Raw genomic sequence first — 25,591 nt, 5'->3', positions numbered from 1 at the left:
GCGTGATTGAAGACGCGCTGTCCCTTTCCCAGAAGCGGGGGTTTGCCGGCACGCTGATGTGATGATGGCCCTATCCATTAATGCGGAAGATAACCATTCAAACCGGAGTTGTTATACAAACCATTCTGCACATAATCAAAGCCGGGCTGGTTCTGTCCGGGCACTTGGGCGCTGCCATTGTTAAAAATCACTTTGGCATTGGCCGTATCCGTATTCTCAGGCAGCGTCAGCGTGTACATTCCATTTGCATTCTTAGTCATTGCTTTCCCCGGCCACGATCCGGTTAATTCTATGGCCCTGCCTCCATCATGTTTGTAAATATAAGCATTTACCTGGCCCCAATGGTCCGGATTTTGATAGCCAATGATGTTGGTTTGGGACGGGTCTTTTTTGACAAATGTGTATTCTTGGGTTCTCGCTGCACCCTCGCCGTTCGTTCCGGTTAATTTGATGTTGTATGTCGTGCCGATTGGATCTCCTTTCCCGATCGTTAGTCGGTCTCCATCCTTAAATGCTGTCTGCTGCCCATTATTGATTTGGTAAACGGCTTTTGTTGTTTTCGCATTTGCACGCAGGGTGACCGTCAGCTGATCATTGAAAGAATGGACTGCCCCCGTTTGGTAATTCTCAAGAAAGACATGAGGCGCATTTCCAATATCATCAGGATAAAGAACAGCCGCGGATCTGGCATTGATCGTACCTGTCAGTTTGCCGTTCGCTACTTGAAATGAACCGGCGCCGGCCCTATTATCATACCTGCCGTCAGGTAATTTCGCTGAAGTATTGATGGTGACAGAAGACGATCCCGCATTTGCCAGCACAACGCCTTTTGAGCCGCGCTGATTCATAAAGACTTGGTTGTTCCCATTCGGATTCGAGAGTTCCTCGGGCTGCCCGGCCATTACATTGTGAAATGTATTGACCGCAGTGATCGCCTGATCTTTAAATAAGGCGCTCCCGCGATCTCCTATTTGACTTTTTCCGGGAAATCTTACACCATTTCCTCCGCCCTCAGGTCTGGAAAAGAAAAGAGGCGTGCTTCCTGAGCGGGAACCAATCACTGCCCAGCCTAAACGAATATCGTCATCACTCATCCATGTGGACTCTTCATCATCATTGGCATACGTATCATGTGATTCCACCCATGTGACTAACTTGTCCGCAGACACGTCAGATGCATAATGGGAGATATTCGACACACTCAGATTACGGTTCTTTAAAGCGGATCTGATGGAATGCCCGTAGTTAGAAGCCGTCACATTCATATAATTCGCATAAGCAGTATCTCTGGACGCGCTGTCTTGCAGGATTTCTCCGTATTGGAACTCCGCTGATGTATTTGTGATATTCGGCCAAAATTGGCTGCCGTAATTCCCGTCATCCGGAAGCTCTATATGCTTGGCGGCATCATAGCGGAACCCGTCTGCTCCGTCATTCAATGCTCTTTCCAAGAAACGTTTCAGATAGACCTGCACCTCAGTATTCTGTGTATTCCAATCATACAGCCCGAGCAATGAATTTTGAGTGACGTCCCATCGATCCGACCAATTTTTAATTTGTGTGTTTCCATGGGTCCAGTTTGGAATACGCTTAATCTCGTCAGAAATCGCGCCATAATCGCTGGTAGTATGATTGATAACCGCATCGACAATGACTTTTACGCCATATTTTTCCGCCGCTGCACACATGTCCTTAAATTCTTGTTCAGTGCCTAAGTAACGGTTGCCGATTTGGTACGATGTCGGCTGATACAGCCAGTACCAGTTCCTCATGCTTTTATCTCCTTGGTTCCCTTCCTTTACTTGGTTAATCGGAGACGTCTGAATGGCTGCATAGCCCGCATCACGAATATCTTTCATATTTTGTGTTAACGTATTGAACGACCAATTCCATGCATGAAGGATGGTCCCGTTTTTGACCGATGACGCGGTCACCTTATTCGATTTGTTTGCAGTTTCAGCGTTTGCAGCCGCCGGGCCTGACAAAACCAAATGAAACAGCAATAAAAATCCGGCGAATAACGGCAGTAAAGAGGTTTTGAATCGTTTTTCAAACATTTTTGACACTCCTTATTTGATTTTTGAAGACTGACTGCGGAGTCAAAAATTCCTCTTACTCTTTCTTCAGCTCCTTTCAACTGTTGTGAAGACTGGAGAATTCTGTTAACGCTTACATTTCAACTTATCACACACTCTCTATCAAAGCAACGTGGCAGAGTGAATTCAAATCTATATTCCTATCAAATAAAAAGACTTCCCGCTTTCAAACAAAAAAAGAAACCACCTGTCAAGATGATTTCTTTTTTATTTCTTTTATCGCTCTTCTGTAAGACAGCTTCACAATGACATACCGAAGCAGAAACAGAATGCCTCCGCAGACGATAAAAAGAAAGATCATTTTCAGCCAAGCAAAGAATGTATGGGGAAACCCCCTGTCGTACATCGTAATCGCCGCTACCGCAAAAGTGACCGCAATTGAATCTATCCGCTGCTGCTTCACCCGCTTTTGCAGTTCTTCTTTGGTGTCTATTCTCGGCATGAGCATTCCCGACGCCCCCGCCCTGATGCAATAATAAACAATTATAATGAAGAAAACCGCCAAGCTTCCGGCCCATTCCCTAAACGGACAGTTCAGAACAAGTCCGCGTACGATGATGTCAAGCAAAGACAGTGTGCCCACAAGCATTCCGACTTCTGACCAAATCATTCGTTCTTTCTCTTTCACACTCTCACTCTTTCCATTCACGTTTGAAAGTCCGTTCCGACGCTGATTCATGACTTCCTCCCGTACTATTAAGAATGGCTTACAACTCCCATTATATCTTGCCGATTCATAATGATAAACCGAAATATCATTGACAAAAATGTTAATAAGGACCCCAATTGATCAGGACGCCTATGCAGATAAATACGAGACCGATGACAAACCAAATCAGCGCCAGCGGAATCATGAAGCGAAGCCACTTTACGTACGGAATGCCGCTGGCAGCCAGTACGGCCATCAGCACACCGGAAGTCGGATTGACACAGTTTACGACGCCTTCTCCGAGCATGACCGCTTCAACCGCGACCTGTCTCGTGATGCCCATCAGATCGGCAAGCGGCGCCAAGATCGGAATAAATACGACCGCCTCCCCTGAGCCCGATGAAATCAGAAAATGAAGCAGGGCGCTGGAAATATACATTCCGATGGCGCCTGCCATCGGGCTGAAACCGTGCAGCAGTGACGCTAGTCCATTGACTACCGTATCAAGCAGCTTTCCATGTTCCAGGATAACGGAAATGCTTCTCGCCATTCCGACGATCAGCGCACCGTAAACGAGCCCCTGACAGCCTGTAATAAACGTTTTTGCGATATCATTTGCCGCCATTCCCGCAATCAGGCCTGACACGATTGAGATAAAAATGAACACGGCGGCCATCTCTGAATCAGACCAGCCAAGAGTAAGCGCGCCGTATAAAAAGCCGGCAAGCGACAAAGCCGCAACAGCCAGAATCAATTTATGGCGGACGGTAAACGGGACATGCTTGTCCTCCGGCTCAGAAACCTGCGGGAGTGAACCTGCCGCCGGAAACCAATCGTTCCCCAGCAGACTGGCGTCCTTTGCTTTTCTGAGTTTTCTCGTATACCGATAAATATATAAAATAGATGATAACAGAAAACAAATGTAGACGGCAATCCGCAGGCCGATACCGGAAAACAGCGGCAGCTCCGCGATGCTTTGTGATAACCCGAGCGGTGAAGGTGATAAAATCGTCGCGTTAAACCCGGCATAGCAGCCGATATAAATGACGGCCGCTCCGGCCACGGCGTCCCATTTCAGCGAGCGGGCGACGATCAGGCCGATCGGAATAAAACCGATCACGGAATTAACGACGATGCCGGTTGTGCCGAGGATCGAAAATAGAGATCCGACAATCGCAATAAACAGCAGCTGTTTTGTGCGGAACGTACTGATGACATTACTGATCAATCCATTGATGGCGCCCGTTTTCTCCAAAATCGCAATGGTGCCGCCCGTAAACAGGATTAAAAAAATAATCGGCGCGGAACTTGTCATCCCTTCCTGAATCGCGGTAAAAAAAGCGATCGGGCTGACAGGAGACTGGTCTAAAGAATGATAGCTTCCCGGGACGGCGGATGTCACACTGCCCTTTGTCACCCTGTCAAATTCCCCCGCGGGAACGATGTACGACGCTATCGCGCATAGTAAAGCGACAATGAACAGCAGCACATAAGCATCAGGCATCACAAACAATTTCTTCTTTTTCAATACAGGTTCGGCCTTCGGCACAGCCATAACATCACCATCCCGCTTTAAATTTATAAACTATTCAGAAAATACAGATATGTGCTATATTATATACAGACCGATTGCCTGTTTTCAATATCAAAAATAAAAAACAGACAGCTTTTGAAGGAGGACTTACGGCATGAACAGACTCACAGCGCATGAAAAGCAAGTCATTATGGATATTTTTGACCACCTGCACGCCAATCCCGAAGTAAGCTGGAAAGAATATCAAACAACTGAATATCTGACTGAAAAACTGAAAGAGGCCGGCTGCCGGACCCGCACGTTTGATGATTGTACCGGTGTTGTCGGCGAAATCGGAGAAGGCTCGCCTGTTGTGGCTGTCCGGGCGGATATTGACGCGCTGTGGCAGGAAGTGGACGGTGTCTTTCAGGCGAACCATTCATGCGGACATGATTCACATATGACGATGGCGCTCGGCACGATGATGCTTTTAAAGAGTCAGCCGAAACTTCCGAAGGGCACCATCCGCTTTATTTTTCAGCCGGCTGAAGAAAAAGGCGGCGGAGCGCTGAAAATGATTGAAAAAGGCGTACTGGATGATGTTGATTTCTTATACGGCGTGCACGTGCGCCCCGTACAGGAAACGGCAAACGGCCGATGCGCACCGTCCATTCTGCATGGCTCAAGCCAGCATATAGAAGGCCTGATTATCGGAGAAGAAGCCCACGGCGCGAGACCGCATCTCGGCCTTAACAGTATCGAAATCGCCGCTCTTCTCGTCCAAAAACTCAGCTTCATTCATCTTGATCCCGGCATCCCGCATTCCGTGAAGATGACAAAGCTTCAGGCAGGCGGTGAGAGTTCCAATATCATTCCGGGAAAAGCATCGTTCAGCCTTGATCTCCGCGCACAAACCAATGCCGCCATGGAGAAATTAACCGCCGAAACCGAAAGAGCCTGTGAGGCGGCGGCTGCCGCATTCGGCGCAAAAATCGAACTGCAAAAAGAACACAGCCTCCCGGCAGCCGAGCGAAACAAAGAGGCGGAAGCCATCATGGCATCTGCGATAAGCGGCATTCTCGGAGAAGAATATGTGGATGAACCTCTTGTGACAACCGGAGGAGAGGATTTTCACTTTTACGGGTTAAAGGTGCCGAACTTAAAAACGACGATGCTCGGCCTAGGATGCGGTCTGGAGCCGGGGCTTCACCATCCCCAAATGACATTTGACCGAAGCGCCATCTTTACTGGCGTTGAGATATTAACGGCTGCCGTCCTCAAATCGTTTGAAGCATAAAAAAAGCAGCCCGTTACAGGGCTGCTTTTCTTCGTTATTTCTTCAAATCTTCAATTGAATTGACGTTTTTCATATACTGAGGAACGACCAGACCCATCTTGACGCCTGTCAGACTCGTTCCTACATCTTCATATTTGCCTTTATATTTAGACGCATATGCCTTATGGGTATTCGGAAGCCAAGCAGACAATGACGCATCCGCGCTGCCTGTCGCAATCGCAGTCCACATCGGTCCCGCCTCCACTTGCGTCAGCTTCACGTCATAGCCGAGGTCTTGAAATACTTTTCCGATTACATTCGTACTTGCGATTTCACTGTCCCATGCCACATAAGCCAGGTTAATTTTATCCCCTTTGACTTTATGGGCGCCTTTTGTCCATTGAGCCACTTGGTCTTTGTGTTTTTTCACATATTCAGCTGCGGCTTTGGCCGGCTTTTCGCCTTCCTCAACGGCAATCATGACTTCTCCCATATCGTCCTGCGTCCATTTGAACTGGCTGAGAACTTTGGCCGCGTTAGGCTGTTCCTTACTGAAGCCGGTTCTAGTAATCGTATGAATCTGCTCGGCAGTTCCGTACGTTTTTTTCGGATCATCAAGGAACTTCAGCTTGTATCTGGAGAACATCCAGTGCGGCGTCCAGCCCGTTACGATGATCGGCTTTTTCCGGTCATATGATTTCTTCAATGTCGCCGTCATGGCAGCACTTGACGCCGTGACGACATTCCAGTCTTTCAACCCGTAATCCTTCACGGCCTCATCCGTCAGGGCCATGATCCCCGATCCCGGATCAATACCGATAATGGTTTTGTTCACCTGGTCCGCAGCCGTTGCCTTACCATCAGTCTGCGAACCGCAGGCAGCCAAAGAAAGAGCCAGCGCAGCGGTAACGCCGACACCGATGATTTTCTTAAGCATCAGGCATTCCCCCTGCTCTTCTTCTTCACTTTAATGTTTTGCGTGATACGGTCGAGTGTAATCGCTACGATGACGATCGCGATACCCGCTTCCACTCCGACACCGGTTTTCAACTGTGTCACGGCGCTGTATACTTCAGAACCGAGGCCCGGCGCACCGACCATGGCCGCGATAACGACCATTGATAAAGCAAGCATGATGCTTTGGTTAATACCGGCAAGAATTGTTTTTGTGGCAAGCGGAAGCTGTACCTTGAACAGACGCTGAGACGTCGTTGAACCGAATGCTTCCGTCGCTTCGATCAAATCAGCCGGAACTTGTTTAATACCGAGAACCGTCATGCGGATCGTCGGAGGCATTGCGAAAATAACAGATGCCACGACGCCTGGCACAACCCCGATATTAAAGAAGAAAATCGCAGGCAGCAGATATACGAAAGCCGGCATGGTCTGCATTAAATCCAGAATCGGTGTAACAATGCGGCGGACCGTTTCTTTCTGAGACGCCCATATGCCGATCGGAACCCCGATAATAATGGAAATCAAAACAGATGTGACGACAAGCGCCAACGTTTGCAGCATCGGCGACCAATAGCCCAAATAATCAATAACAAGGAATCCGATTAACGTAAAGAGTGCAATTCCTCTCGTACTGATCCACCAAGCGAGAGCTGCAAAAATAACAGTCAATAAAATAGACGGGATGAAACCCAAACCGCTCACAATCGCGTTTACGAAAGCGGCCAAACCGTTTGAGATTCCGTCAAAGAAACCTCCGAACGTCATGGTAAGCCAGTCAACAAACCGGTCAACGATATCTGCTAACGGAATTCTAGGCAATCTGTCCATTTACTTCACCCCCTGAACAGAAGAATCCTGAGCTTGTTCAGCAGAATCTTCAACATTTATATAATCGTTATTTCCTGAAAGCGCGCCGATTAATGCGCCTTTTACGACAATGCCTTTCATGCGGTCCTTATCGTCCGTGACGGCGATCGGAATATTCGCATCAGACACGACATCGAAAATTTCCGTCAAGTATGTGCTTTCGTGCACAGTCGTAAATTCAGTATTTAAAATATCCTGAAGCGATAAGTCGGATTCCACCGCTTTTTTCGCATCCGCCGCGTGAATGACGCCGAGAAGCTGTTTCTGTTTATCAACGGCGTAAATAGAAGAAATACCGAGATTCTTCATGAGCTGCAACGCTACACGAGGCCCTTTGTCAATCCGCACGGTTTCAGCGCGCTTCATGATGTGGCCCGCTGTCAGAACTTTGGATAAATCAACGTCCTCAACGAATTTCTCAACGTATTCATTGGACGGGCTCATCAGAATTTCTTCAGGCGTCCCGATCTGAACGATGTTACCGTCTTTCATCAGCACGATTCTGTCGCCGATGCGCAATGCTTCATCAAGATCATGCGTGATGAAGATGATCGTCTTGCCGACAGAGTCATGAAGGTCTAAAAGCTCATCCTGCATGTCTTTGCGGATCAGCGGATCAAGCGCACTGAAAGCTTCATCCATCAGAAGAATGTCAGGATCATTCGTCAATGCGCGGGCAAGTCCGACACGCTGCTGCATTCCTCCGCTGAGCTGATCTGGGAATTGGTGTTCAAAGCCTTCAAGACCGACAAGTTTAAGCGAATCAAGCGCTTTTTGCTCACGCTCTTTTTTGTCGACGCCTTGAAGCTCCAGGCCGTATTCCGTATTTTCAAGAATCGTTCTGTGCGGAAACAGTGCAAATTTTTGAAAGACCATGCTGATTTTTTTCCGGCGCACTTCCCGGAGCTGGTCTTTTGACATATTTGTTATCATGTCACCATCAATATAAATATTCCCGGCAGTCGGTTCAATAAGCCGGTTTAACAGCCGAACTAAAGTTGATTTACCGCTCCCCGATAGACCCATGATGACAAATATCTCCCCATCATATACATCAAAGTTTGCTTGATTGACACCAACGGTTGATCCGGTAGCTTTCAGGATCTCTTTTTTGTTTTTTCCGCTGGACAGCATCTGAATGGCTTTTTTTGTCTGTTTTCCGAAAACCTTAGATACATTTTCGACTTTTATCTTAATTGGTTTCTCATCCAAATTCATATTTTCCCTCCATAATAAGCAATCTTTAATACCGTAACACGTTTGTAATAAGTCAAACAAACATCATAATCCCTTTTTATTTTGTATCATTACTTTAAAAACATCCCTGTGTCTTATTTTCCTCTGGTATGCTTCTAAATACTCTCTAATCCTCCTTATTGAGGATAAATTATAAAGGAAATCGGGCTTTTATCAGGCTTGAGAACGCTTCCATCGAATGTGCTGCAAACTGATTTCCTATCCTTTTTTTACAAAAACAAGAATTTTTTCGCGACATTGTCCTAAAAAAAGAAGTTTTCCCCTCCTAAAAATAAGGAATATTAAGGAAAAATATAGGTCTGTCAACAGACCGCTCACTAAAAAAAGCACCTCAAAAGGGTGCTCATTGCGCAAGCTCTGTCTGTTTCGTTTCTTTTCCGAGAATAATAATGGTGATGACGGCAATCAGGATGGCCGCACAAAAGACGGCGAAAATCACTGTAAACGAAACGTTCCGGGCTGCAAGCGATCCGACAAGAAGCGGACCGAAAATGCCGCCGATTCTGCCGACCGCCGCCGTTGTGCCGGAACCGGTCGCACGAATCGCCGCAGGATACTGCTCCGGTGTATAGGCGTAAAGCACGCCCCATGCGCCGAGATTGAAGAAGGACAGCAGCATGCCCGCTGTGAGCAGCATGGCCAATGAATCCGAGGCACCGAAGAAATAAGCGCTGCCCGCCGTTCCGAGCAAATAGATGACTAAGATGGTCTTCCGCCCCGCTTTTTCGATCAGCCACGCCGCAGAGAAATATCCGGGAAGCTGGGCAAGTGTCATCAGAAGGACGTATTCGAAGCTCTCAATCATGCTGTAGCCTTTCATCAGCATCACGCTCGGCAGCCATAAAAACATGCCGTAATATGAAAAGACGACGCAGAACCAAACGACAGACAGCAGCACCGTCGGTTGGATATACGGTTTCGTCCAGACACTTCCCGCCTGCCCGCGTATGCTTTTTTTCTGCGGCAATGCCTGGTGCGCCGGTGATTCCGGAAGGCTTCTCCGCAAGTACAGCGCATAAAATGCGGCCAGCGCCGTTAAGAGCAGCGCGGCCTGCCAGCCGAATGACGGTATGACAAAGTAGGAAATCACCGCCGCAAGAAGCCAGCCCGCGGCCCAAAAGCTCTCAAGCAGCACGATGATCCGTCCCCGCTTTTCGGGAGCGGACGCTTCTGACACGAGCGTCGAGGCGACAGGCAGTTCCCCGCCAAGCCCCATTCCGATCAGAAAACGCAATATGAGAAAAACCGTCAATCCCGTTGCGAAAGCGGATATGCCGCTTCCGACAGAAAAGAATAACAGCGTGATCATAAACACTTTTTTCCGGCCGATCCTGTCGGCCAGCATTCCGAATACAAAGGCGCCCGCTGCCATACCGATGGAATTGACGCTTCCGATCCATTTCATTTGATCGGGTGTTAAATTCCAATCAGTGTGAAGCGCGGCGATAATAAACGATAAAATTCCGACATCCATCGCATCAAACAGCCAGCCCATTCCGGCAATCGCCAGAAGTTTTCGCGGAGTGACGGCAGGTTGTTTATTCATAAGCAGCACCTCAAATCGAAAATGATTACCGTATAAGTTTACACCTGTCTTTACACATTGTCATTATCTTTTTTCGCAAAAAAATCCCGCTTGCCGTAAGCAAGCGGGGTGTGTGTTAATTCTTTAAGACTGCGTTTTTAATATTATCCTGAAGCTGTTGAATCCGTTTCGCTCCGTCTTCTCTGATACGTCTGTTCTCCTCTTCGATCTGTTTCGTTTCCTGCATACCGCTGACAATCGTATTCCAAGACGTTTCAATCGTCTCAATGTCAATACTCGGACGGCCTGCCATACGGGCAATTTCCACGCTTTGGTTTGAAATATTTTCAGCGTTTCGCTTCAGCATTTCATTCGTGCGGCGGTCCAGCTCGCTCATTGAATCAGCCACAAGCTTTTGCCGTTTGACTGTAACAGCCTGAATGATGCCGTTTTTGAAAATCGGAATCGTAATGACGAAAGCGGAATTGATTTTCCCGATGAGCTTCGTATTTCCGCGCTGAAGGAGGCGGATCTGCGGCGCCGTTTGCAGCGCTACCATCCGCGCCATATCTAAATCATAGACACGTTCCTCAAGCGCCTGAAGCCCGTCACGCAGCGTATCAAGCTGCATTTGAGCGAGCTGGTTTCCGCCTGCCGCTTTTTCTTCATAAGAAGGAATGAGCGCCTGCATTTCCTCAAGCTTCATCTGCCCGGCAACGACATACTTTTCAAGCTCCATGTAGTAGTTAATGTTGTTTTCATACATCTCTTCCAGCGTATGGTTCGTCTTTGCCATTTCATCTTTGTATTTTGAAATTTCGACGTGGATTTTTTCAATTTCTCCGCCCAGGGTGCGGTACTTTTGAAAAATCTTTTCAATCATGCTGTTGCCGCGTTTGAACATTTTAGCGAGAAATCCTTTTGGTTCATCGAAATCATTTTTGTCAAAACGGTCCATGATTTTTCCGAGCTGCGTCAGCATTGTGCCTGAATCCGTGACACTTGTTGTTTTCATCATATTTAAGATGCGGTCGGAGAACTTCGAGATTTCAACTGCCGGTTCTTTTCCGTACTCAAGCAGCTCCATTTGGTTTTTCACGTCAATCTGCTGTGAAATGCGCTGCACCTCAGGGTCTTGGCGCAGCTGCACCCTGATGTCATCTGCTTTTTGTTCAGAAATCTCTTCATTTTTATCAAGAACAAGCGGATTTTGATTTTCTGTCATGTTTATTTACTCTCCCTGCTTTTGCGTAATGGTTCTAAACAGCTTTCTTACGAGTGACGGCTCCTTATATTCCTGCCGAAATACCATGTCCTCCAGCCAATGGACATCAAATTGGCTTTCTTCAATATAATGCTCAATGTCTTGATGCCCCGGCGGATTATACAAGATGATATCGACGCCGAATTTATTTAAAAACAACAGAGCGGCGGCGTCAGAACGTCTGAGTTCGCCATTTTGTTCCGTATGATATAAAACGAGTTTCGGAACGGTTTGGGCGTAATCAAACGTCTGAATCAATTGCAGCAGCGAAGCGGGCAGGTTCGTCGCCTGGCGGAACAAATAGATTGCGGCATCCCTTGCCTGCTCCCCGGGCAAAGCCTTCAGCCCTGGGTTTCTGCACATGTCAGAAATCACATTGGCGATGGCGTTCTGGACGCCTGACGGGAGATGCTTGTACTGCCAGATGTTGCTTCTTTTCAGCCTGTCCGCGTCAATCGCTCCTTCTTCGTTCAAAACCTGACTGTAGTGATACTGGTAGTTGGCTTTCAGCTCTTCCGTAAACGGAAAACTGCGGATCATGTGTGTCTCCTGATAGTCTGCGGCGGTATGGAGTCTATTCCAATATTCTTTCGTATCTTTGGAAACCCCCATCACTTTCGCAAAAAGGTTCGGAACGGCCACCCGCTCCCTGTCCGCTTTAAATTGCGGCCGGATAAACGCCCGCTCCTTCGCAATGAGAAATAACTCATCATACGTCGTTTTTAATGTCACGGACTGCGGGGTATGATCCCTGAACTGCCAAGGCTTATACATCATAGATTCCTCATGGTTCAGCACATGCTCAATTTCTTTCGTTGACCGGTAGGCCGTCGTGGACGTTCTGTCCGGCTTTTCTTTCGGGAATGGCTCAAGGCCGCCTGTTGCGGGGAGCTTTATCACAAAGCTGAGTTCCTCATCCGGATCAATCAAGCTGAACGGATCTTCCGCAGCCGGATGAAACAATAGGACGTCACAGCCGATCAGCATGAGATAATAGAGAAAATAGAGCTGGCTTTTGGTAGCGTCTCCATACCACACCACCTTCGGCATCTCACGCTCTATATCGGCTTGTTCAAGCCATGGATTCAGGTGGTTCAGCGAAAACTTTGACACATCCAAGAGCACACGCCGGAAATCGGGATGATTCAGCCCGTTTTCATGCCGGCCCGCAAAGGTTTCCAAAAGCGTCATAAACGCGGTTCTCAGCCGGCGGTGCATAAGCGGATCAGCATGTTTGGCAAGCAGCCTGCCCCCATCGAGAAACGCGACAAATCTGGAAACCGAAAGCCCTTTCTCTTTTTGATTGACCGAATGGATGTGCTGGAGCGCCTGAAACGTTTCAGGCGCGATGGTCTTATCCAGCGTTTCGCTCAACACATGGATGTTTTCATGAGAAGACAGCTCGAAAAGCTTATTGTAATACTCCGTCTCATCATAAGGAGTGCCCAAAACCCGGACGGCGAGACGGGTAAACGCCAGCCCGTTTTCCCGCTCGTAACCGGGACGTTCCGGCAGCGGCCGCATCAGAAACGTTTCCCAGTCATCGTTTTCCGGCTCGGCCTTTCGGATCACCAATTCTTCCTGCCTCATCATCTTCCTCCTTTCTCTTCATGATGATCGGTACAAAAAAGGAAGGAAATGAACTCTCCCTCCTTTTTTGTTTTATTCTTCTTTAGATGCAGCCGTTTGCTCCTGAACCTGCTTTTGTTTGTTGAAATAGTGGATAATAAACGTTACCACAAACGCAGCGATGATGATTCCGAAGAACACCACGTGCGGCATTTCATAATCAAAGGCGCTCGCCGCCATTTTCACGGCGATAATCCCGATCAGCACAAAAGCCGTATTTTCAAGCTCAGGGATTTTATCAATTAAAACAAGGAATACTTTTGCGACTGTACGCATCATGAGAATGCCAAGCATACCGCCGATCAAGAGCACCCACACTTTTTCCGATACCGCAAACGCGGCCAGAATGCTGTCAACAGAGAAGGCCAAATCCATTAACTCAACTGAAACGACAGTGGCCCAGAAAATTCCGAACGTACGGACCATCCATGAATTTTTCTTCATGCCTTCCGTATCGTCATCACCTTCTCCGATCCAGAAATGCTTAATGACGAGCCAAGCCAGGTACAGCGCGCCAAGCACTTTGATCCACCAGAACTTAATGAGCAGCATTCCGATCCCGATAAAGATAAAACGGAAAATATATGCCCCGAACAATCCGTATGTTAATGCTTTCTTCCGCTGTTTTTCAGGCAGATGCCTTACCATCACCGCAAGCACTAACGCATTGTCGGCCGACAGCAGCCCTTCCAGCAGAACCAAGGAACCGATCAGCCCCCATGATACAGGGTCAGTCAGCACCTCACCCCACATTTTCCAATCAAAAAAGGAAGCGTAGGTCGACATAATATGATGTAGAAAATCCAAGTTTTTTCCTCCTATTTAGTAAAACGGTAATTTCCTGCTTACACCTGCAAGCCGTAATTCCGGCAAAGTGATGCCAGACCGCCGGAAAACCCGCTGCCGATGGCGTTAAACTTCCACTCAGCCCCATGGCGGTAAAGCTCACAAACGACAACCGCCGTTTCAATCGAGAAGTCTTCTCCTAAATCGAAACGAAGCAGTTCATTCTGGCTGTTTTCATCGACGACGCGCACGAACGCATTCGAAACTTGTCCGAAATTTTGGCCGCGCGCTTCCGCATCATGAATCGTGACGGTGATGCCGATCTTTTCAATATTTGCGGGTATTTTTGAGAAGTCGACGATAATTTGTTCATCGTCTCCCTCGCCCTCGCCCGTCCGGTTGTCTCCCGTATGGATGACGCCCCCGCTTGGGTGTTCCAGGTTATTGTAGAAAACAAAATCAAGATCATTTACACAGTTGTCATGGGCATCGACAAGAAAAGCCGACGCGTCAAGGTCAAAGTCATGCCCTCCGGAGTACTTGTTCGTATCCCAGCCTAAACCGATCACCGCTTTTGTAAGGCCGGGGTTCGTTTTTGTCAGATCAACACGCTGTCCTTTCGCCAATTGAATAGCCATGTGCCGTCTCTCCCTTCTGTGTTTGATATGGTTCAGCCGATTTGCAGGCCGTAATCTGTCGCAATACGGGCCAGTCCGCCTTGGTAGCCTGAGCCGATCGCGGAAAATTTCCATTCGCCGTTATGTCTGTAAAGCTCCCCTGCGATAATGGCTGTTTCAATTGAGAAATCTTCAGCCAGATCATAGCGGATCAGCTCCTCATTTGTCTCTTCATTGACAATTCTCACGAACGCGTTGGAAACTTGTCCGAAGTTTTGGCCGCGCGCTTCCGCTTCATGAATCGTGATGACGAATGAAATTTTGTCAATAGCCGCGGGCACCGCGCTCAGGTTGACTCTTACGCTTTCGTCATCGCCTTCGCCCTGGCCTGTCAGGTTGTCGCCTGAATGTGCGACAGAGCCGTTTCCGCCTTCAAGCTGATTATAGAAAATGAAATCATCGGGCGACGCGCATTTTCCTGCTTCATTTAATAGAAAGACGCTGGAATCTAAATCAAAATCATGTCCGCCGTCGTATTTGTTTGTATCCCAGCCAAGGCCGACAACGACTTTAGAAAGACCCGGATTTGTTTTAGTCAAATCTACTTTTTGTCCTTTTGCCAATGAAATTGCCATGTGTGCACTCTCCTTTTTTTCGTTTAGGCGTATCGGTTAACGATATCGCCGATTTTCGTATCGTTTGTGCCTTCACCTATCGCAGCGAATTTCCACTCGCCGTCCTCGCGGTAGATTTCAGCCGCGATCAGGCTCGTTCTGCCTGAATAGTTATCTCTTAAATTGTAAGTCACCAGTTCTTCGCGGTTAGCCTGATCAACGACGCGGATGAACGCGTTTTGAATCATGCCGAAGTCCTGTTTTCGTCTGACGCAGTCGTAAATATTGACGACAAACACAAGTTTATTAATCTGAGCGGGGACTTTCGCCAAATCGATGAGAATTTGTTCATCATCGCCGTCGCCTTCTCCCGTCAGGTTGTCACCCGTGTGTACGACACCGCCGCATCGGCTTTTCAGATTACCGAAATAGATGACGTTTTTACTGTCTGTCATTTTATCATTTTCAAGCATCAGTACGGAAGCGTCACAGTCGATATTGGCACCGCCTCCGCCGAACAGCTTTCCGAAAAAGCCCCCGGATGATACAGGGTCCCAGCCGAGTCCGACCAGCAGTTTTGACAGACCGGCTTTTCCTTTTGTTAAATCAATCCGCTGTCCTTTTTGTAAAGAGATCGCCATATGATTCACTCCTATTCTGTAAGGGTGCCGCTAAGCACGCCGCAAGTGCGCATTTTTACTAAATTCCGGGACAAGAATCCCGGTGTTTATTAAGATATACGTCTTTTATTATATCAAAGTTTCATAAAACATAAGAATTTTTGGCGAAAAACGGCGAAAAATTACTTCCTATATTCTCCTTCGTTCCGGAGAGAATAGAGAAAACAAAGAAATTGACGGGGACTGAACATTTTTCCTATCCTTGTATCAATACATGTCAGGAAAGGGGCAGACGAGTGATTGATTTAAGCATACTTGATCAGGCGCCAGTATCCAAAGGAAACGGGCCGCACGAGACGCTCCGCCGTTCCGCGGAGCTCGCCCGCCTCAGCGAAGGTTGGGGCTATAAGCGGTACTGGTTTGCCGAGCATCACGGCACAAGAGGGCTCGCAAGCGTTTCGCCGGAAATTATGATCGCTCATACCGCCGCAGCCACAACGTCCATCCGTGTCGGATCAGGCGGCGTGCTGCTGCCGCAGTACAGCCCTTATAAAGTCGCGGAAACTTTCCGTCAGCTTGAGGCGCTGCATCCGAACCGGATTGACCTCGGGGTCGGACGCTCACCGGGCGGTACAACGAAAATCCGGCTCGCCCTCACAGACGGGGTAAAGAAAAGCATGACCGAGTTCAACAGGCAGCTTCAGGATTTATCATCCTTTCTGACAGATTCGGTTCCCTCGGACCATGCTTATGCAGGAATAAAAACAGCGCCTTTGATTGAAACAGCCCCGCAGCTTTGGGTGCTCGGCCTCGGGGAAAACAGCGCCAGACGCGCCGCTCTTCAAGGTGCGGGCTATGTCTTCGGCCATTTCATTAATCCGGAACGCGGGGAAAAAGCTTTTCAGATCTATCGGGACCATTTCCGGGCCTCCGCCCATTTTTCCGCTCCCGCCTCGCTCTGTGCCATTTTCGTCATATGCGCGGCTACGGATGAGAAAGCGGAAGAACTCGCCTTAAGCCAGGATTTATGGCTTCTTCGTGTCGGAAAAGGCGCCGACAGCCGCGTGCCGAGTGTGGAGGAAGCGAAGGCTTATCCGTATTCGCCGGAGGACCGTAAACAGATAGAAGAAAACAGGAAGCGGATGGTGATCGGCTCTCCTGCCGCAGTGAAACGCCGTCTGCTTGAACTTTCCGAGCGGTATCAGACAAAAGAGATGATGGTGCTGTGCAACGTCTTTGATTTCGAAGCAAAAAAAGAGTCATATGAGCGTCTTGCTGATATATTTCTGTAAAAAAAAGCCGTCAAACGGAGCAGCAGATGAGACTGCTGCACCGCTTAACGGCGGTTTTTTCGTTCTTTTCCTTTTTTAAACGCATTCCAAATCCCCTGCAGCGTAAACCCGAGCAGAAGCAGAATGATTAACAGTAAAGTGATTGACGGCCCCGGAGGCGTTCCGAGCTGGTACGAAGACGTCAGCCCCATGAACACACTGAAAAGAGAAATAATAATGGCTGCCGCAAACACCCATTTAAACCCTTTGGCGATACGGATTGCAAAAGCCGCGGGCAGTACGAGGAGCGCGGAAACGAGCAGCACGCCGATAATCGGAATAATGACCGAAATCGCCAGCCCCGTCACGATGCTGAATGACATTGACAGGAGGTTTGTGTTAATGCCTGATGTCTTCGCCGTCGCCTCGTCAAAGGTAAGCAGATAGAGCGGTCTGTTTAATATAATGAAATAAAGCAGAATCAGCAGGGTAATGCCTCCGATAATATAGACCTGCTGCTGGCTGACCGTGACAAGCGATCCAAATAAATATTGATCGATGCTCATCGACGCGCCGCCTTTTGACAGGCTGATCAGAAACATCGCAAACGACAGCCCGGCCGCCATTAAGATTGCGATAGATACCTCTGAATATGTACGGTATGCCCGCCGCATGTATTCAATGCCGATCGCTCCGATCGTGACGACAACGATGCTCGCCGCCGTAATATTGGTACTGAGAAAAAAACCGATGGCCACGCCCGACAATGAAATATGAGACAGCGTATCCGCCATCAGCGCCTGTCTTCTCAGCACGAGATATACGCCTAATATCGGCGCCATAATTCCGATCATGCTTCCCGCTAGAAAAGCTCGTCGCATGAATTCCAAGTCAAACATTTCCATCCGCCTTTTTCCCCCCTCTCAAGCCGTATAACTTTATCCAGATACTGCTGTACTTCGTTTTGTTCGTGTGTCACCATGACGACGGTGCGGTTGTGATTTTTCACCTGATGGTGCATAAATTCGTAGAAACCCTGTCTGCTTTCATAATCAACCGCGGTTGTCGGCTCATCAAGCATCAGCAGATCCGGATTGCTCGCAAGCATCCTCGCAATGCAGATTTTCTGCTTCTGTCCGCCGGATAAATCGCCGATTTTCCGGTGGCGGAACTCCCACATTTCCACCATCTTCAGCGCGTTTTCCACCTCATGGTGATCCGTTTCGTTCAATCGTTTAAACCATTTTCCCTTCGTATAACGGCCTGATTGCACAAGCTCCAGAACCGTGCTTGGGAATCCTGCGTTAAATGAAGAAATCTGCTGCGGAACATAGCCGATTGTCAGGCGTTTTCCGGCTGCGTTTTTTTTACTGATCTCGGCCGTTCCTTCCCAAGGTCTGAGCATGCCGAGCATGACTTTCATCAGCGTCGATTTTGACGCGCCGTTCGGTCCTGTAATGCCGACGAATTCGCCGCTTTTGATTTCCAGCGACACGCCGTCAAGCACGGGTGTATGCGAATAACCAAAAACGATATCCTGTAATGTAACGAGATTCATGCTGACCTTCCTTTCCCGCATAGAAATAGTGTGCACCCCGCGGCGCACACTATGTTATTTAACCAATAGCGAATCTTTCAGTGCATCAAGGTTTTTCTCCATAATGTCGATATAACCGATGCCTTTATCCCGTTCTTTTTGGCTTAAACCTTCCAGTGTATTGAGCACTTCCGTTTTCGCGCCGATTTCACCGGCAAGTGTATCTGCAACTTTAGGCGATGCAACTTCTTCAAAGTAGATGATCTTCACATCATGCTTTTTGGCAAACGTTTTGAGATCCGCCAGTTTGGCCGCACTCGGCTCTTCTTCAGGAGAAAGGCCTGCAATCGCAACTTGTTTTAAGCCGTATTCTTTGGCGAGATAGCTGAATGCCGCGTGCTGTGTGATCAATTCTTTTTTCGCCGCTTTATTTAATGTTGTACGGTATAGTTTATCAAGATCCTGCAGTTTTGCAATATATTCTTTACTATTTTTCTCATAGTATGCTTTATTCTTCGGGTCCTGTTTTACAATCTGCGCCGTAATGGTTTTGACCTCTTTTTGCGCAAGAACCGGGCTGAGCCACACGTGAGGGTCCATGCTGTGACTGTGGTCATGACCGCCGTGTCCATGTTCCTCTTCCTCTTCATCCGAACCTTCGAGTAAGTCAATTCCTTTCGACGCCTTTACAAACTTCGCATGATCAGAGCCCATGCTTTTTTCCGCTGAAGGAACCCATGTCTCCATATATTCGCTGTTGTATACGAAAAGATCGGCGTTTTGAATGCCGGCGATATCCTTCGGCGTCGGCTCCCAATCATGGGGTTCGACCGAAGACGGGATGAGAATGTCTACATCGCCTTTGTCTTTGACAATTTGTTTCGTGAATTCGTACATAGGATAAAAGGTCGTCACGACGTGCAGTTTGCCGCTTTTTGAAGAACCTGACGAACCTTTTGAAGATGAATTGCCGCAGCCCGCCGCAATTAAAAAGCATGCCGCAATGACAATGATTCCGCTCCATTTTTTAAACAAGCCGTTTCCCCCTGTTCTGTAAATCAGAATGATGACGATTTCCAAAGCGTACTTTCTCGTTCATTTGTTACCTATACCATAATAAAACGAAGTAATTACGTTTTGCAAGATATTTTTTTCTAAATTGATATCCAATTTACCTAAAAAGCCCCCGCCATGTATGGACGGGGGCGTCCTATCACATATCAGGCAAGCAGATAAACTCTTGTTTCATAAGGATGGAATGCGATGCGGGATTCCGTGCCGCTGTCATTATCATAGTTGCTGAGAAGAAGCTCGGCGCTTTCAGGTTTGGAGCCATCAGGCCAATAAAAGACGGCTTCTTCTTTCGATACGTTGCTGATGGAGATGAGCTTTTGTCCGTTTGCTTGTCTTTCATATACAAACAGCTGCGGGTCATCAGGAAGCAGCAGCGTGTAGCTGCCTTTTATGACATCAGCATACTGTTTTCGCAGGCGGATCAGTTTTTTGTAAAAGTTCAATACAGAATCGGGATCATCCTGAGCCTCGGCCGCATTGACGGTTTTGTAATTGGGATTGACCTTCAGCCACGGTTCTCCCTTTGTAAACCCGGCATTCTTGCTGCCGTCCCACTGCATCGGTGTACGGGCATGGTCACGGCTTTTCGCCATAATAGACACCATGACTTCTTCCCTGTTGCGGCCCATTTCAAATACCCTTTTATGATACATATTGACGGTCTGAATATCTTGATAATCCTCTATTCTGTCAAACGGAGCGTTTGTCATGCCGATTTCTTCCCCCTGGTAAATGTACGGCGTGCCTTTCATGAAATAAAGCAGGACGGCAAGCATTTTGGCGGATGCTTTGCGGTATGTGCCTTCGTCTCCGAAACGGGATACGATCCGGGGCTGGTCATGATTGCACCAATACAGCGTATTCCAGCCTTGATGTTCCAGTTTTTCCTGCCAGTCTGTGAGCACTTTCTTCAAATCGGACAGCTCAAGCGGTTTTACATCCCAATGCTCTTGGCCCGGCTTTTGATCAAGCTCCATATGCTGAAAATGAAAAATCATATTCAGCTCATGCTCATCGGTTCCCGTGTAGACCAGCCCTTCTTCAGGCGTCACTGATCCGGCCTCACCGACCGACATCACGTTATATTTGGAAAATACCTCTTTCGTCATTTCTTTTAAGTAATCATGTATCCGTGCCCCGTTTGGCCGAAAAGGCTTCGGATCGGCCCGGCGGGCGATGTAATCTTCATATGGCGGCAAATATTCTTTTTTTGACAGAAGATGGAGCTGGTCTATACGCAATCCGTCCACGCCTTTATCGAGCCAAAATCTCATCATCTCGTATACTGATTGCCGAACCTCGGGATTTTCCCAATTCAGATCGGCTTGTTTGACGGCGTTCATATGCAGGTAATATTCGCCCGTATGTTCTTCGTACTGCCAGACGGATTGTCCGTAATCCGACACCCAATCGGTCGGCGGGCCGTCCGCGGTGCCCGGCCGCCAAATATAATAATCGCGGTATTTGCTGTCCGGATTCATTTCCGCCTCTTTGAACCAAGGATGCTCCGTGGAGGTATGATTTAAGACGAAATCCATCACAAGCTTTAATCCGCGGCTGCGGCATTCTGTAAGCAGATCGTGAAAGTCCTCCATCGTTCCGTAAGATTCCATAATCGCTTGATGATCCGTCACATCGTAGCCGTTATCGACGTTTGGCGACGGGTAAATCGGGCAGATCCATATCACATCAGCGCCAAGTTCTTTTATATAATCGAGACGCGCGATAATCCCCCGCAGGTCGCCAATGCCGTCGCCGTTCGTATCTTGAAAGCTTCGCGGATAGATTTGATAGACAACGGCGTCTTTCCACCAGTCACTCGCCATCTTGTGATCCCCCTGTTTTTTTAGAAAACCATTTCCTTTATGACCTTTCCCTAAACAAAAAAGAGAAGGTTTCCCCTTCTCTTTTATCTGTCCAGCTGAGACGGATAAAGCGTCATGCCTCCGTCGACGAAAAGTGTCGTTCCGGTTACGTAACTCGCTTCTTCCGACACCATCCATGCGGCGGCCGCGGCGACTTCTTCCGGTTTTCCGAAGGCGTTCATCGGAATTTTTTTCAGCTGGGCCTGTTTATGTGTTTCATCTTCCAGATCCTTATTGGACTCCGTGGCGATCGTGCCGGGAGCGATGGCATTCACCCGGATGCCTTTGTCTGCGTAATTGAGCGCCATCGTTTCCGTCATCATTTTGATCCCGCCTTTGGATGCCGAGTACTGCACGTTTTCAGGACGGGGTATTTGCTGATGAACGCTCGATATGTTTAAGACCGTTCCTTTTTTTCCGCGATCGAGCATATGTTTCAGTGCCGCTTTCGCCCCCAAAAAGGTGCCGGTCACGTTGACGTCGATGACCCTTTGCCAATCCTCCAGGCTCATTTCATGGGGCATCGCTTCGGTCCCGTTAAAGCCGGAATTGTTGACCATCACATCCACACCCCCGAAATGCTCCTGGGCGGCATCAAACAGCGCCTGAATCCCTTCTTCTGAGGATACATCGGCTTTTACGGTGACGGCTCGGCCTCCCGCTTTCTCAATGATGTCCGCCGCTTCTTCCGCTCCGGCGGAATCACCGAGGTAGTTCACAACCACATTCATCCGTTCCTTGCCGAAGCGTTCGGCAATGGCTTTTCCGATTCCTTTCGAAGAACCTGTTACGATTGCTGTTTTCCCCTGTAAATCCTGATACATTGTCTCATTTCCTCCCTGATGTTAATACAGAGCATGTACCCGGTTTTAATCGGCTGAAAACAAAAGAGATCATAAAAAGAACGATGAAGCCGAAGCTCCCTCGTTCTTTTTTTCATTATGCGTAGTTGTTCATTTGCAGCCTTTTTTGCACGCCGACAAGCCTGCTGAAAAAATAAGATGCCGCTTTGTAGTTCTCCCGTTTATGAAAGAAATGAGCCGCGTCCTGAAGCAGTTCCTCTGTGTCAGCCAACAGCTCTTTTGATTCCAGAATGTCAAAATACTCTTTGAGCGAATCCTGTCCGCCTTCCCCCTGATAAAGCTCTTTAATCAGACGGAATTTCGTCATATAGATCTCATCTTCCCACTCCGCCGCGCTTCTCATGCCCCGCGCGCAGCTGGCGGCGGCTTCACTGTATTTTTCCGTTTTAAAGTAGATATGCGTGAGTGAAAAAACAGCCTGGATGACCTGCCGGAAGCTGTGTGCTTCAAATCCGGCAGCCGCCCGTTCAAAATCCTCCGCCGCCTTGCAAAAGTCACCCAGACTGTACATACAGTGCCCGATATTATAAAAGGCCGCAGCAATCATATATTGATCATCAAGCCGCTCCGCGTGTTCCAAGGCGCATTCGAGGTATTCCAGCGCTTTTTTATGCTGCTGGGCGTCCATCAGATTTCCGGCAATGATAAATTTGCACTGCACCCTTCTCATTCCGTATAATTCATATTTCTTGTAAATATCAAGCGCCTGCCCCGCGTAATTCATCGAAAAGAAAGTCTGCTTGATATGATAGTACACCTCAGAAATTTTATACAGAAACTCGGCTTTCTCTATGTCATCTTCCACATATTCAAGCTTTTCCTCAGCCCGCTTATAATGAGAAATCGCTGAGATGAAGTTTTTCTGCTTAAATTCATACATTCCCCTGAAATAGTAAAAATAATATTCCAGTAAGCCGGTCAGCTTTTGCTGGTTCATCTCAATCTCAGTGAGCATTTCAGAGAACGGAGGCTGGCAGTCGCCGTCTTTCATGGGTTTTAATTTATCCAGCATGATGCGGTGCCGAAATTCCATCAATGAAAAATACAACAATAAATCCTGGTTCTCTTCCATATCTTCGAGTTCATATTGAATCTCCCGCTTCAGCGCTTCAGCTTGATCGGCTTCAAACGCGCGGATCAGCTTATACCATTCATTCATCTTTACGGCCACTTCTTCAGATGGAATCTTGGATTTCATAGATTTGCCTCCTTCCTCCGGCTACTAATTATGTTATATTTTATCATAGCAAATTTATGGCAGTGAGCAAACAAAGATTTTAATCAATTAAAGAAAGAGAGAATTCACCATGAAACGACCAGTCAGAATTGCGCTGCTTTTGATCCTCTTCTTTTCCGCAGACCTATGTTTTTCCTATGTGCAGAAAGAATTGAGGCCGCAGACGGCATTACAAGATAGAGCCATTCCAAGCGCTCTTCATCCGCTCGTGAAACAGAATGCGGAGCTATTGCAGACGGCCGCTCTGAAAAAAGGCATCACCGTCGTTATCACAGAGGGTTTCAGATCAATTGAGGAACAAAACGAATTGTACCGTCAAGGACGTTCAAAAAAAGGAAATATCGTCACCTACGCAAAAGGCGGGGAATCTTACCACAATTACGGCCTTGCGATCGACTTCGCCCTGCAAAAAAAGGATGGAAGCCTGATTTGGGATATGACGTACGACGGAAACCGAAACGGCACGCCCGATTGGCTTGAGGTCGTATCGATTGCCAAAACGCTCGGTTTTGATTGGGGAGGCGATTGGAGAGGCTTTAAAGATTATCCTCATTTACAAATGATCCCTGGCTAATAAAACCTTTTCTTTTTTCGCTTTTGCGCATCAATGTACGGAGGATAGACAGGCCTGTACACAAGCTTATATCCTTCATTGCCGGACGGCGTAAAATCGCGCTGCCACTCCAGCCGCAGATGGAAATCGGATAAAAAAGCGGCCTTTGCTTCTTCGGGAGTAACGGCCGGCACCGGATTGATCTTCTCCAGCTGCTCCGGGTCAATGTCAGGCGCCATGTAAGCTTCCACAAGCCCCGTTACGGGACTGACAAGTATTCTCGCAGCGCCGAACCGCAGCGGAATATCCTGATGCCATATGGAAAAATGGAAGCGGAACCTGCCCCTTCCGTCCGTTTTCAGCGGGTTCATTTTAAAAAACTCGTCCGCTCTCGGATAAAGCTTGTATAAAAATTGAAGCGCGACGGCCTCACACTCTTCCGCAGAATAAAAGGCCGGGCCCTGATGCTCAATAAAAGATTTAAAGGCTGTCATTTTCCCTGTCTTTTTGTCCGTTTTCATCTTCATTGTATTTTTGTTGCTGCTTTCAAAATAGCTTTCGATACTCAAATCTTTCCGTTCCGGAACCGATCCTTTCCGCCATGTCGTTCCGATCTCATCCCCGAGATCGCGCCGGCGCGTCTGAACCATATCCGAGGTAAACCCCATTAATTCATCCAGGCTGATTTCCCGTTTATGTTCAAACGCGGGAAGCGGTTTTGCCGGCTCATTCCTGTCTTCGCAAAGCTGCTGATCCGGCACGATATCATCCTCACCGGCCGGATAGCTGTAAGCCGGCAGAATCGGTTCATAGACGAGACGCGGTATTTTCTCAAAATTGACCACATCATAGACGAGACTGAATGTCAGCACACTCATATAATGCGAGACGACTTTTTCCCGATCGACGAATGTTTCCGGGACGGGCGCTTCACCCTTATCCCCGTAATAGATAAACTGCACGACGAAGCCGCTTCTGGTTACATCAACGAAAAAACCTGAATCGGGAAGCGGCCGGCCGAGCACTTTTTTTGTATAGATAAATCGGATGCACCCATTGCGTTCTTCCCTCGCCTGAAAGATGAAATTCATAAAAGTAAGCGGGCGGTGTCTCGCCGCAAACCGAAGAGCCGTCAGCTTTAATTCGGCGTCTGACAGCTGCATGTCTGAACCCGGACAGTCGTTGCGTGAATAGGTAAGCAAAGATCCGTCGTCGCCCAGCTCAATCGTGACCGTTTTATCCGGATGGTTACGATCTTTCCATATATAATAGGCTTTCGTTTTTTGTTTTTCATCATAATCTTCTATTTCAAGCTCATAGTCCGGCGGTATGTTCCCGATTTCCAGCGCTTTTTTTCTCAGATGTTCTTTCAGCAATGGGGTCATCCTTTCAGAAGAGTGTATAAAAAAGAACTGTTTTTTATTATATAAAAACGTCCTTATCCTTTTAAAGGGAAGAAAGTGCCTTTTATGTGTCTATTTTTAGCAAAGAGGGAAAAGAGCCGTATTCAGAGCGGCTCTT

General features: G+C 47.9%; 23 protein-coding genes. 3 read left to right on the top strand and 20 right to left on the bottom strand.

What is annotated here, in order from left to right; all coding sequences use genetic code 11:
* Positions 1–77: 77 nt before the first annotated feature.
* From amyE to ACKTRM_RS01630, 3 genes are all read right to left on the bottom strand, one after another.
* Entirely contained in the window at positions 78–2,057 is a 1,980-nt protein-coding gene (amyE, locus tag ACKTRM_RS01640; protein WP_011996291.1) for an alpha-amylase, read from the bottom strand.
* 229 nt (positions 2,058–2,286) lie between these two features.
* Positions 2,287–2,775 (bottom strand): DUF6773 family protein, encoded by a 489-nt coding sequence (locus tag ACKTRM_RS01635; protein ID WP_007409054.1) that lies wholly within the window; start codon positions 2,773–2,775, stop codon positions 2,287–2,289.
* Between the two features lie 91 nt (positions 2,776–2,866).
* Positions 2,867–4,300 (bottom strand): YfcC family protein, encoded by a 1,434-nt coding sequence (locus tag ACKTRM_RS01630; protein ID WP_007609251.1) that lies wholly within the window; start codon positions 4,298–4,300, stop codon positions 2,867–2,869.
* A 133-nt stretch (positions 4,301–4,433) separates the two neighbouring features.
* Between ACKTRM_RS01630 and ACKTRM_RS01625 the strand changes: the two genes are divergently transcribed.
* Positions 4,434–5,555 (top strand): M20 peptidase aminoacylase family protein, encoded by a 1,122-nt coding sequence (locus ACKTRM_RS01625; protein WP_011996289.1) that lies wholly within the window; start codon positions 4,434–4,436, stop codon positions 5,553–5,555.
* A 34-nt stretch (positions 5,556–5,589) separates the two neighbouring features.
* Here ACKTRM_RS01625 and ACKTRM_RS01620 read toward each other — a convergent pair whose 3' ends face one another.
* The 10 genes from ACKTRM_RS01620 to ACKTRM_RS01575 all read right to left on the bottom strand — a co-directional run bounded on the left by ACKTRM_RS01620 (position 5,590) and on the right by ACKTRM_RS01575 (position 15,691).
* On the bottom strand, positions 5,590–6,471 hold the full coding sequence (locus ACKTRM_RS01620) for a glycine betaine ABC transporter substrate-binding protein (RefSeq protein ID WP_007409051.1): 882 nt from the start codon (positions 6,469–6,471) through the stop codon (positions 5,590–5,592).
* Positions 6,471–7,319, bottom strand: coding sequence for a glycine/proline betaine ABC transporter permease subunit OpuAB (gene opuAB / locus ACKTRM_RS01615; protein WP_003156639.1), 849 nt, complete (start codon positions 7,317–7,319; stop codon positions 6,471–6,473). The genes ACKTRM_RS01620 and opuAB overlap by 1 nt, the downstream gene beginning before the upstream one ends.
* The gene (opuAA, locus tag ACKTRM_RS01610) at positions 7,320–8,576 is read right to left on the bottom strand and encodes a glycine/proline betaine ABC transporter ATP-binding protein OpuAA (protein WP_003156640.1); all 1,257 of its coding nucleotides are present in this window, start codon (positions 8,574–8,576) and stop codon (positions 7,320–7,322) included.
* A 382-nt stretch (positions 8,577–8,958) separates the two neighbouring features.
* On the bottom strand, positions 8,959–10,161 hold the full coding sequence (locus ACKTRM_RS01605; protein WP_011996288.1) for an MFS transporter: 1,203 nt from the start codon (positions 10,159–10,161) through the stop codon (positions 8,959–8,961).
* A 115-nt stretch (positions 10,162–10,276) separates the two neighbouring features.
* Positions 10,277–11,365 (bottom strand): toxic anion resistance protein, encoded by a 1,089-nt coding sequence (locus ACKTRM_RS01600; RefSeq protein ID WP_007609246.1) that lies wholly within the window; start codon positions 11,363–11,365, stop codon positions 10,277–10,279.
* A gap of 6 nt (positions 11,366–11,371) precedes the next feature.
* Complete coding sequence (locus ACKTRM_RS01595; protein ID WP_011996287.1) at positions 11,372–12,994, bottom strand: YceG family protein; 1,623 nt, start codon at positions 12,992–12,994, stop codon at positions 11,372–11,374.
* 72 nt (positions 12,995–13,066) lie between these two features.
* Complete coding sequence (locus tag ACKTRM_RS01590; RefSeq protein ID WP_003156644.1) at positions 13,067–13,840, bottom strand: TerC family protein; 774 nt, start codon at positions 13,838–13,840, stop codon at positions 13,067–13,069.
* A gap of 38 nt (positions 13,841–13,878) precedes the next feature.
* Positions 13,879–14,457 (bottom strand): TerD family protein, encoded by a 579-nt coding sequence (locus ACKTRM_RS01585; protein ID WP_003156645.1) that lies wholly within the window; start codon positions 14,455–14,457, stop codon positions 13,879–13,881.
* Positions 14,458–14,489: 32 nt separating this feature from the next.
* Positions 14,490–15,071 (bottom strand): TerD family protein, encoded by a 582-nt coding sequence (locus tag ACKTRM_RS01580; protein WP_007409047.1) that lies wholly within the window; start codon positions 15,069–15,071, stop codon positions 14,490–14,492.
* A gap of 23 nt (positions 15,072–15,094) precedes the next feature.
* Entirely contained in the window at positions 15,095–15,691 is a 597-nt protein-coding gene (locus tag ACKTRM_RS01575) for a TerD family protein (protein ID WP_011996286.1), read from the bottom strand.
* 275 nt (positions 15,692–15,966) lie between these two features.
* Between ACKTRM_RS01575 and ACKTRM_RS01570 the strand changes: the two genes are divergently transcribed.
* Positions 15,967–16,962: an LLM class flavin-dependent oxidoreductase gene (locus ACKTRM_RS01570; protein WP_007409045.1), complete on the top strand. Its 996-nt coding sequence runs from the start codon at positions 15,967–15,969 to the stop codon at positions 16,960–16,962.
* A 44-nt stretch (positions 16,963–17,006) separates the two neighbouring features.
* On the opposite strand, the gene ACKTRM_RS01565 is transcribed toward ACKTRM_RS01570, so the two are convergent.
* From ACKTRM_RS01565 to ACKTRM_RS01540, 6 genes are all read right to left on the bottom strand, one after another.
* Positions 17,007–17,846 carry a metal ABC transporter permease gene (locus ACKTRM_RS01565; protein ID WP_007409044.1) on the bottom strand — a complete coding sequence of 280 codons (840 nt, stop codon included), beginning with the start codon at positions 17,844–17,846 and terminating at the stop codon, positions 17,007–17,009.
* Entirely contained in the window at positions 17,804–18,499 is a 696-nt protein-coding gene (locus ACKTRM_RS01560; protein WP_011996285.1) for a metal ABC transporter ATP-binding protein, read from the bottom strand. Before ACKTRM_RS01560 ends, ACKTRM_RS01565 begins: the two co-directional genes overlap by 43 nt.
* Before the next feature lie 54 nt (positions 18,500–18,553).
* A complete protein-coding gene (locus ACKTRM_RS01555) occupies positions 18,554–19,513 on the bottom strand; it encodes a metal ABC transporter substrate-binding protein (protein WP_011996284.1) in 960 nt (319 codons plus the stop codon).
* 185 nt (positions 19,514–19,698) lie between these two features.
* Complete coding sequence (locus ACKTRM_RS01550; protein ID WP_011996283.1) at positions 19,699–21,378, bottom strand: glycoside hydrolase family 13 protein; 1,680 nt, start codon at positions 21,376–21,378, stop codon at positions 19,699–19,701.
* Positions 21,379–21,461: 83 nt separating this feature from the next.
* Positions 21,462–22,241 carry a glucose 1-dehydrogenase gene (locus ACKTRM_RS01545; protein WP_011996282.1) on the bottom strand — a complete coding sequence of 260 codons (780 nt, stop codon included), beginning with the start codon at positions 22,239–22,241 and terminating at the stop codon, positions 21,462–21,464.
* Between the two features lie 115 nt (positions 22,242–22,356).
* Complete coding sequence (locus tag ACKTRM_RS01540; RefSeq protein ID WP_011996281.1) at positions 22,357–23,478, bottom strand: Rap family tetratricopeptide repeat protein; 1,122 nt, start codon at positions 23,476–23,478, stop codon at positions 22,357–22,359.
* 109 nt (positions 23,479–23,587) lie between these two features.
* On the opposite strand from ACKTRM_RS01540, the gene ACKTRM_RS01535 reads away from it, so the two are divergent.
* On the top strand, positions 23,588–24,091 hold the full coding sequence (locus ACKTRM_RS01535; RefSeq protein WP_011996280.1) for a M15 family metallopeptidase: 504 nt from the start codon (positions 23,588–23,590) through the stop codon (positions 24,089–24,091).
* On the opposite strand, the gene ACKTRM_RS01530 is transcribed toward ACKTRM_RS01535, so the two are convergent.
* Positions 24,088–25,446 carry a YcdB/YcdC domain-containing protein gene (locus ACKTRM_RS01530; RefSeq protein WP_023356694.1) on the bottom strand — a complete coding sequence of 453 codons (1,359 nt, stop codon included), beginning with the start codon at positions 25,444–25,446 and terminating at the stop codon, positions 24,088–24,090. The genes ACKTRM_RS01535 and ACKTRM_RS01530 overlap by 4 nt on opposite strands.
* Positions 25,447–25,591 lie beyond the last annotated feature (145 nt).

The sequence above is a fragment of the Bacillus sp. D7-8 genome, assembly GCF_052055895.1.
In the GTDB taxonomy this organism is placed as follows: domain Bacteria; phylum Bacillota; class Bacilli; order Bacillales; family Bacillaceae; genus Bacillus; species Bacillus velezensis.
The sequence above is the reverse complement of the archived record's forward strand: the minus strand, read 5'-3'. Positions and strand labels throughout refer to the sequence as shown.

What these genes read in the sequence shown, in the direction of transcription:
- amyE (WP_011996291.1), bottom strand. Translation starts at nt 2,057, where the DNA reads ATGTTTGAAAAACGATTCAAAACCTCTTTACTGCCGTTATTCGCCGGA.
- ACKTRM_RS01635 (WP_007409054.1), bottom strand. Translation starts at nt 2,775, where the DNA reads ATGAATCAGCGTCGGAACGGACTTTCAAACGTGAATGGAAAGAGTGAG.
- ACKTRM_RS01630 (WP_007609251.1), bottom strand. Translation starts at nt 4,300, where the DNA reads ATGGCTGTGCCGAAGGCCGAACCTGTATTGAAAAAGAAGAAATTGTTT.
- ACKTRM_RS01625 (WP_011996289.1), top strand. Translation starts at nt 4,434, where the DNA reads ATGAACAGACTCACAGCGCATGAAAAGCAAGTCATTATGGATATTTTT.
- ACKTRM_RS01620 (WP_007409051.1), bottom strand. Translation starts at nt 6,471, where the DNA reads ATGCTTAAGAAAATCATCGGTGTCGGCGTTACCGCTGCGCTGGCTCTT.
- opuAB (WP_003156639.1), bottom strand. Translation starts at nt 7,319, where the DNA reads ATGGACAGATTGCCTAGAATTCCGTTAGCAGATATCGTTGACCGGTTT.
- opuAA (WP_003156640.1), bottom strand. Translation starts at nt 8,576, where the DNA reads ATGAATTTGGATGAGAAACCAATTAAGATAAAAGTCGAAAATGTATCT.
- ACKTRM_RS01605 (WP_011996288.1), bottom strand. Translation starts at nt 10,161, where the DNA reads ATGAATAAACAACCTGCCGTCACTCCGCGAAAACTTCTGGCGATTGCC.
- ACKTRM_RS01600 (WP_007609246.1), bottom strand. Translation starts at nt 11,365, where the DNA reads ATGACAGAAAATCAAAATCCGCTTGTTCTTGATAAAAATGAAGAGATT.
- ACKTRM_RS01595 (WP_011996287.1), bottom strand. Translation starts at nt 12,994, where the DNA reads ATGAGGCAGGAAGAATTGGTGATCCGAAAGGCCGAGCCGGAAAACGAT.
- ACKTRM_RS01585 (WP_003156645.1), bottom strand. Translation starts at nt 14,457, where the DNA reads ATGGCTATTCAATTGGCGAAAGGACAGCGTGTTGATCTGACAAAAACG.
- ACKTRM_RS01580 (WP_007409047.1), bottom strand. Translation starts at nt 15,071, where the DNA reads ATGGCAATTTCATTGGCAAAAGGACAAAAAGTAGATTTGACTAAAACA.
- ACKTRM_RS01575 (WP_011996286.1), bottom strand. Translation starts at nt 15,691, where the DNA reads ATGGCGATCTCTTTACAAAAAGGACAGCGGATTGATTTAACAAAAGGA.
- ACKTRM_RS01565 (WP_007409044.1), bottom strand. Translation starts at nt 17,846, where the DNA reads ATGGAAATGTTTGACTTGGAATTCATGCGACGAGCTTTTCTAGCGGGA.
- ACKTRM_RS01560 (WP_011996285.1), bottom strand. Translation starts at nt 18,499, where the DNA reads ATGAATCTCGTTACATTACAGGATATCGTTTTTGGTTATTCGCATACA.
- ACKTRM_RS01550 (WP_011996283.1), bottom strand. Translation starts at nt 21,378, where the DNA reads ATGGCGAGTGACTGGTGGAAAGACGCCGTTGTCTATCAAATCTATCCG.
- ACKTRM_RS01545 (WP_011996282.1), bottom strand. Translation starts at nt 22,241, where the DNA reads ATGTATCAGGATTTACAGGGGAAAACAGCAATCGTAACAGGTTCTTCG.
- ACKTRM_RS01540 (WP_011996281.1), bottom strand. Translation starts at nt 23,478, where the DNA reads ATGAAATCCAAGATTCCATCTGAAGAAGTGGCCGTAAAGATGAATGAA.
- ACKTRM_RS01535 (WP_011996280.1), top strand. Translation starts at nt 23,588, where the DNA reads ATGAAACGACCAGTCAGAATTGCGCTGCTTTTGATCCTCTTCTTTTCC.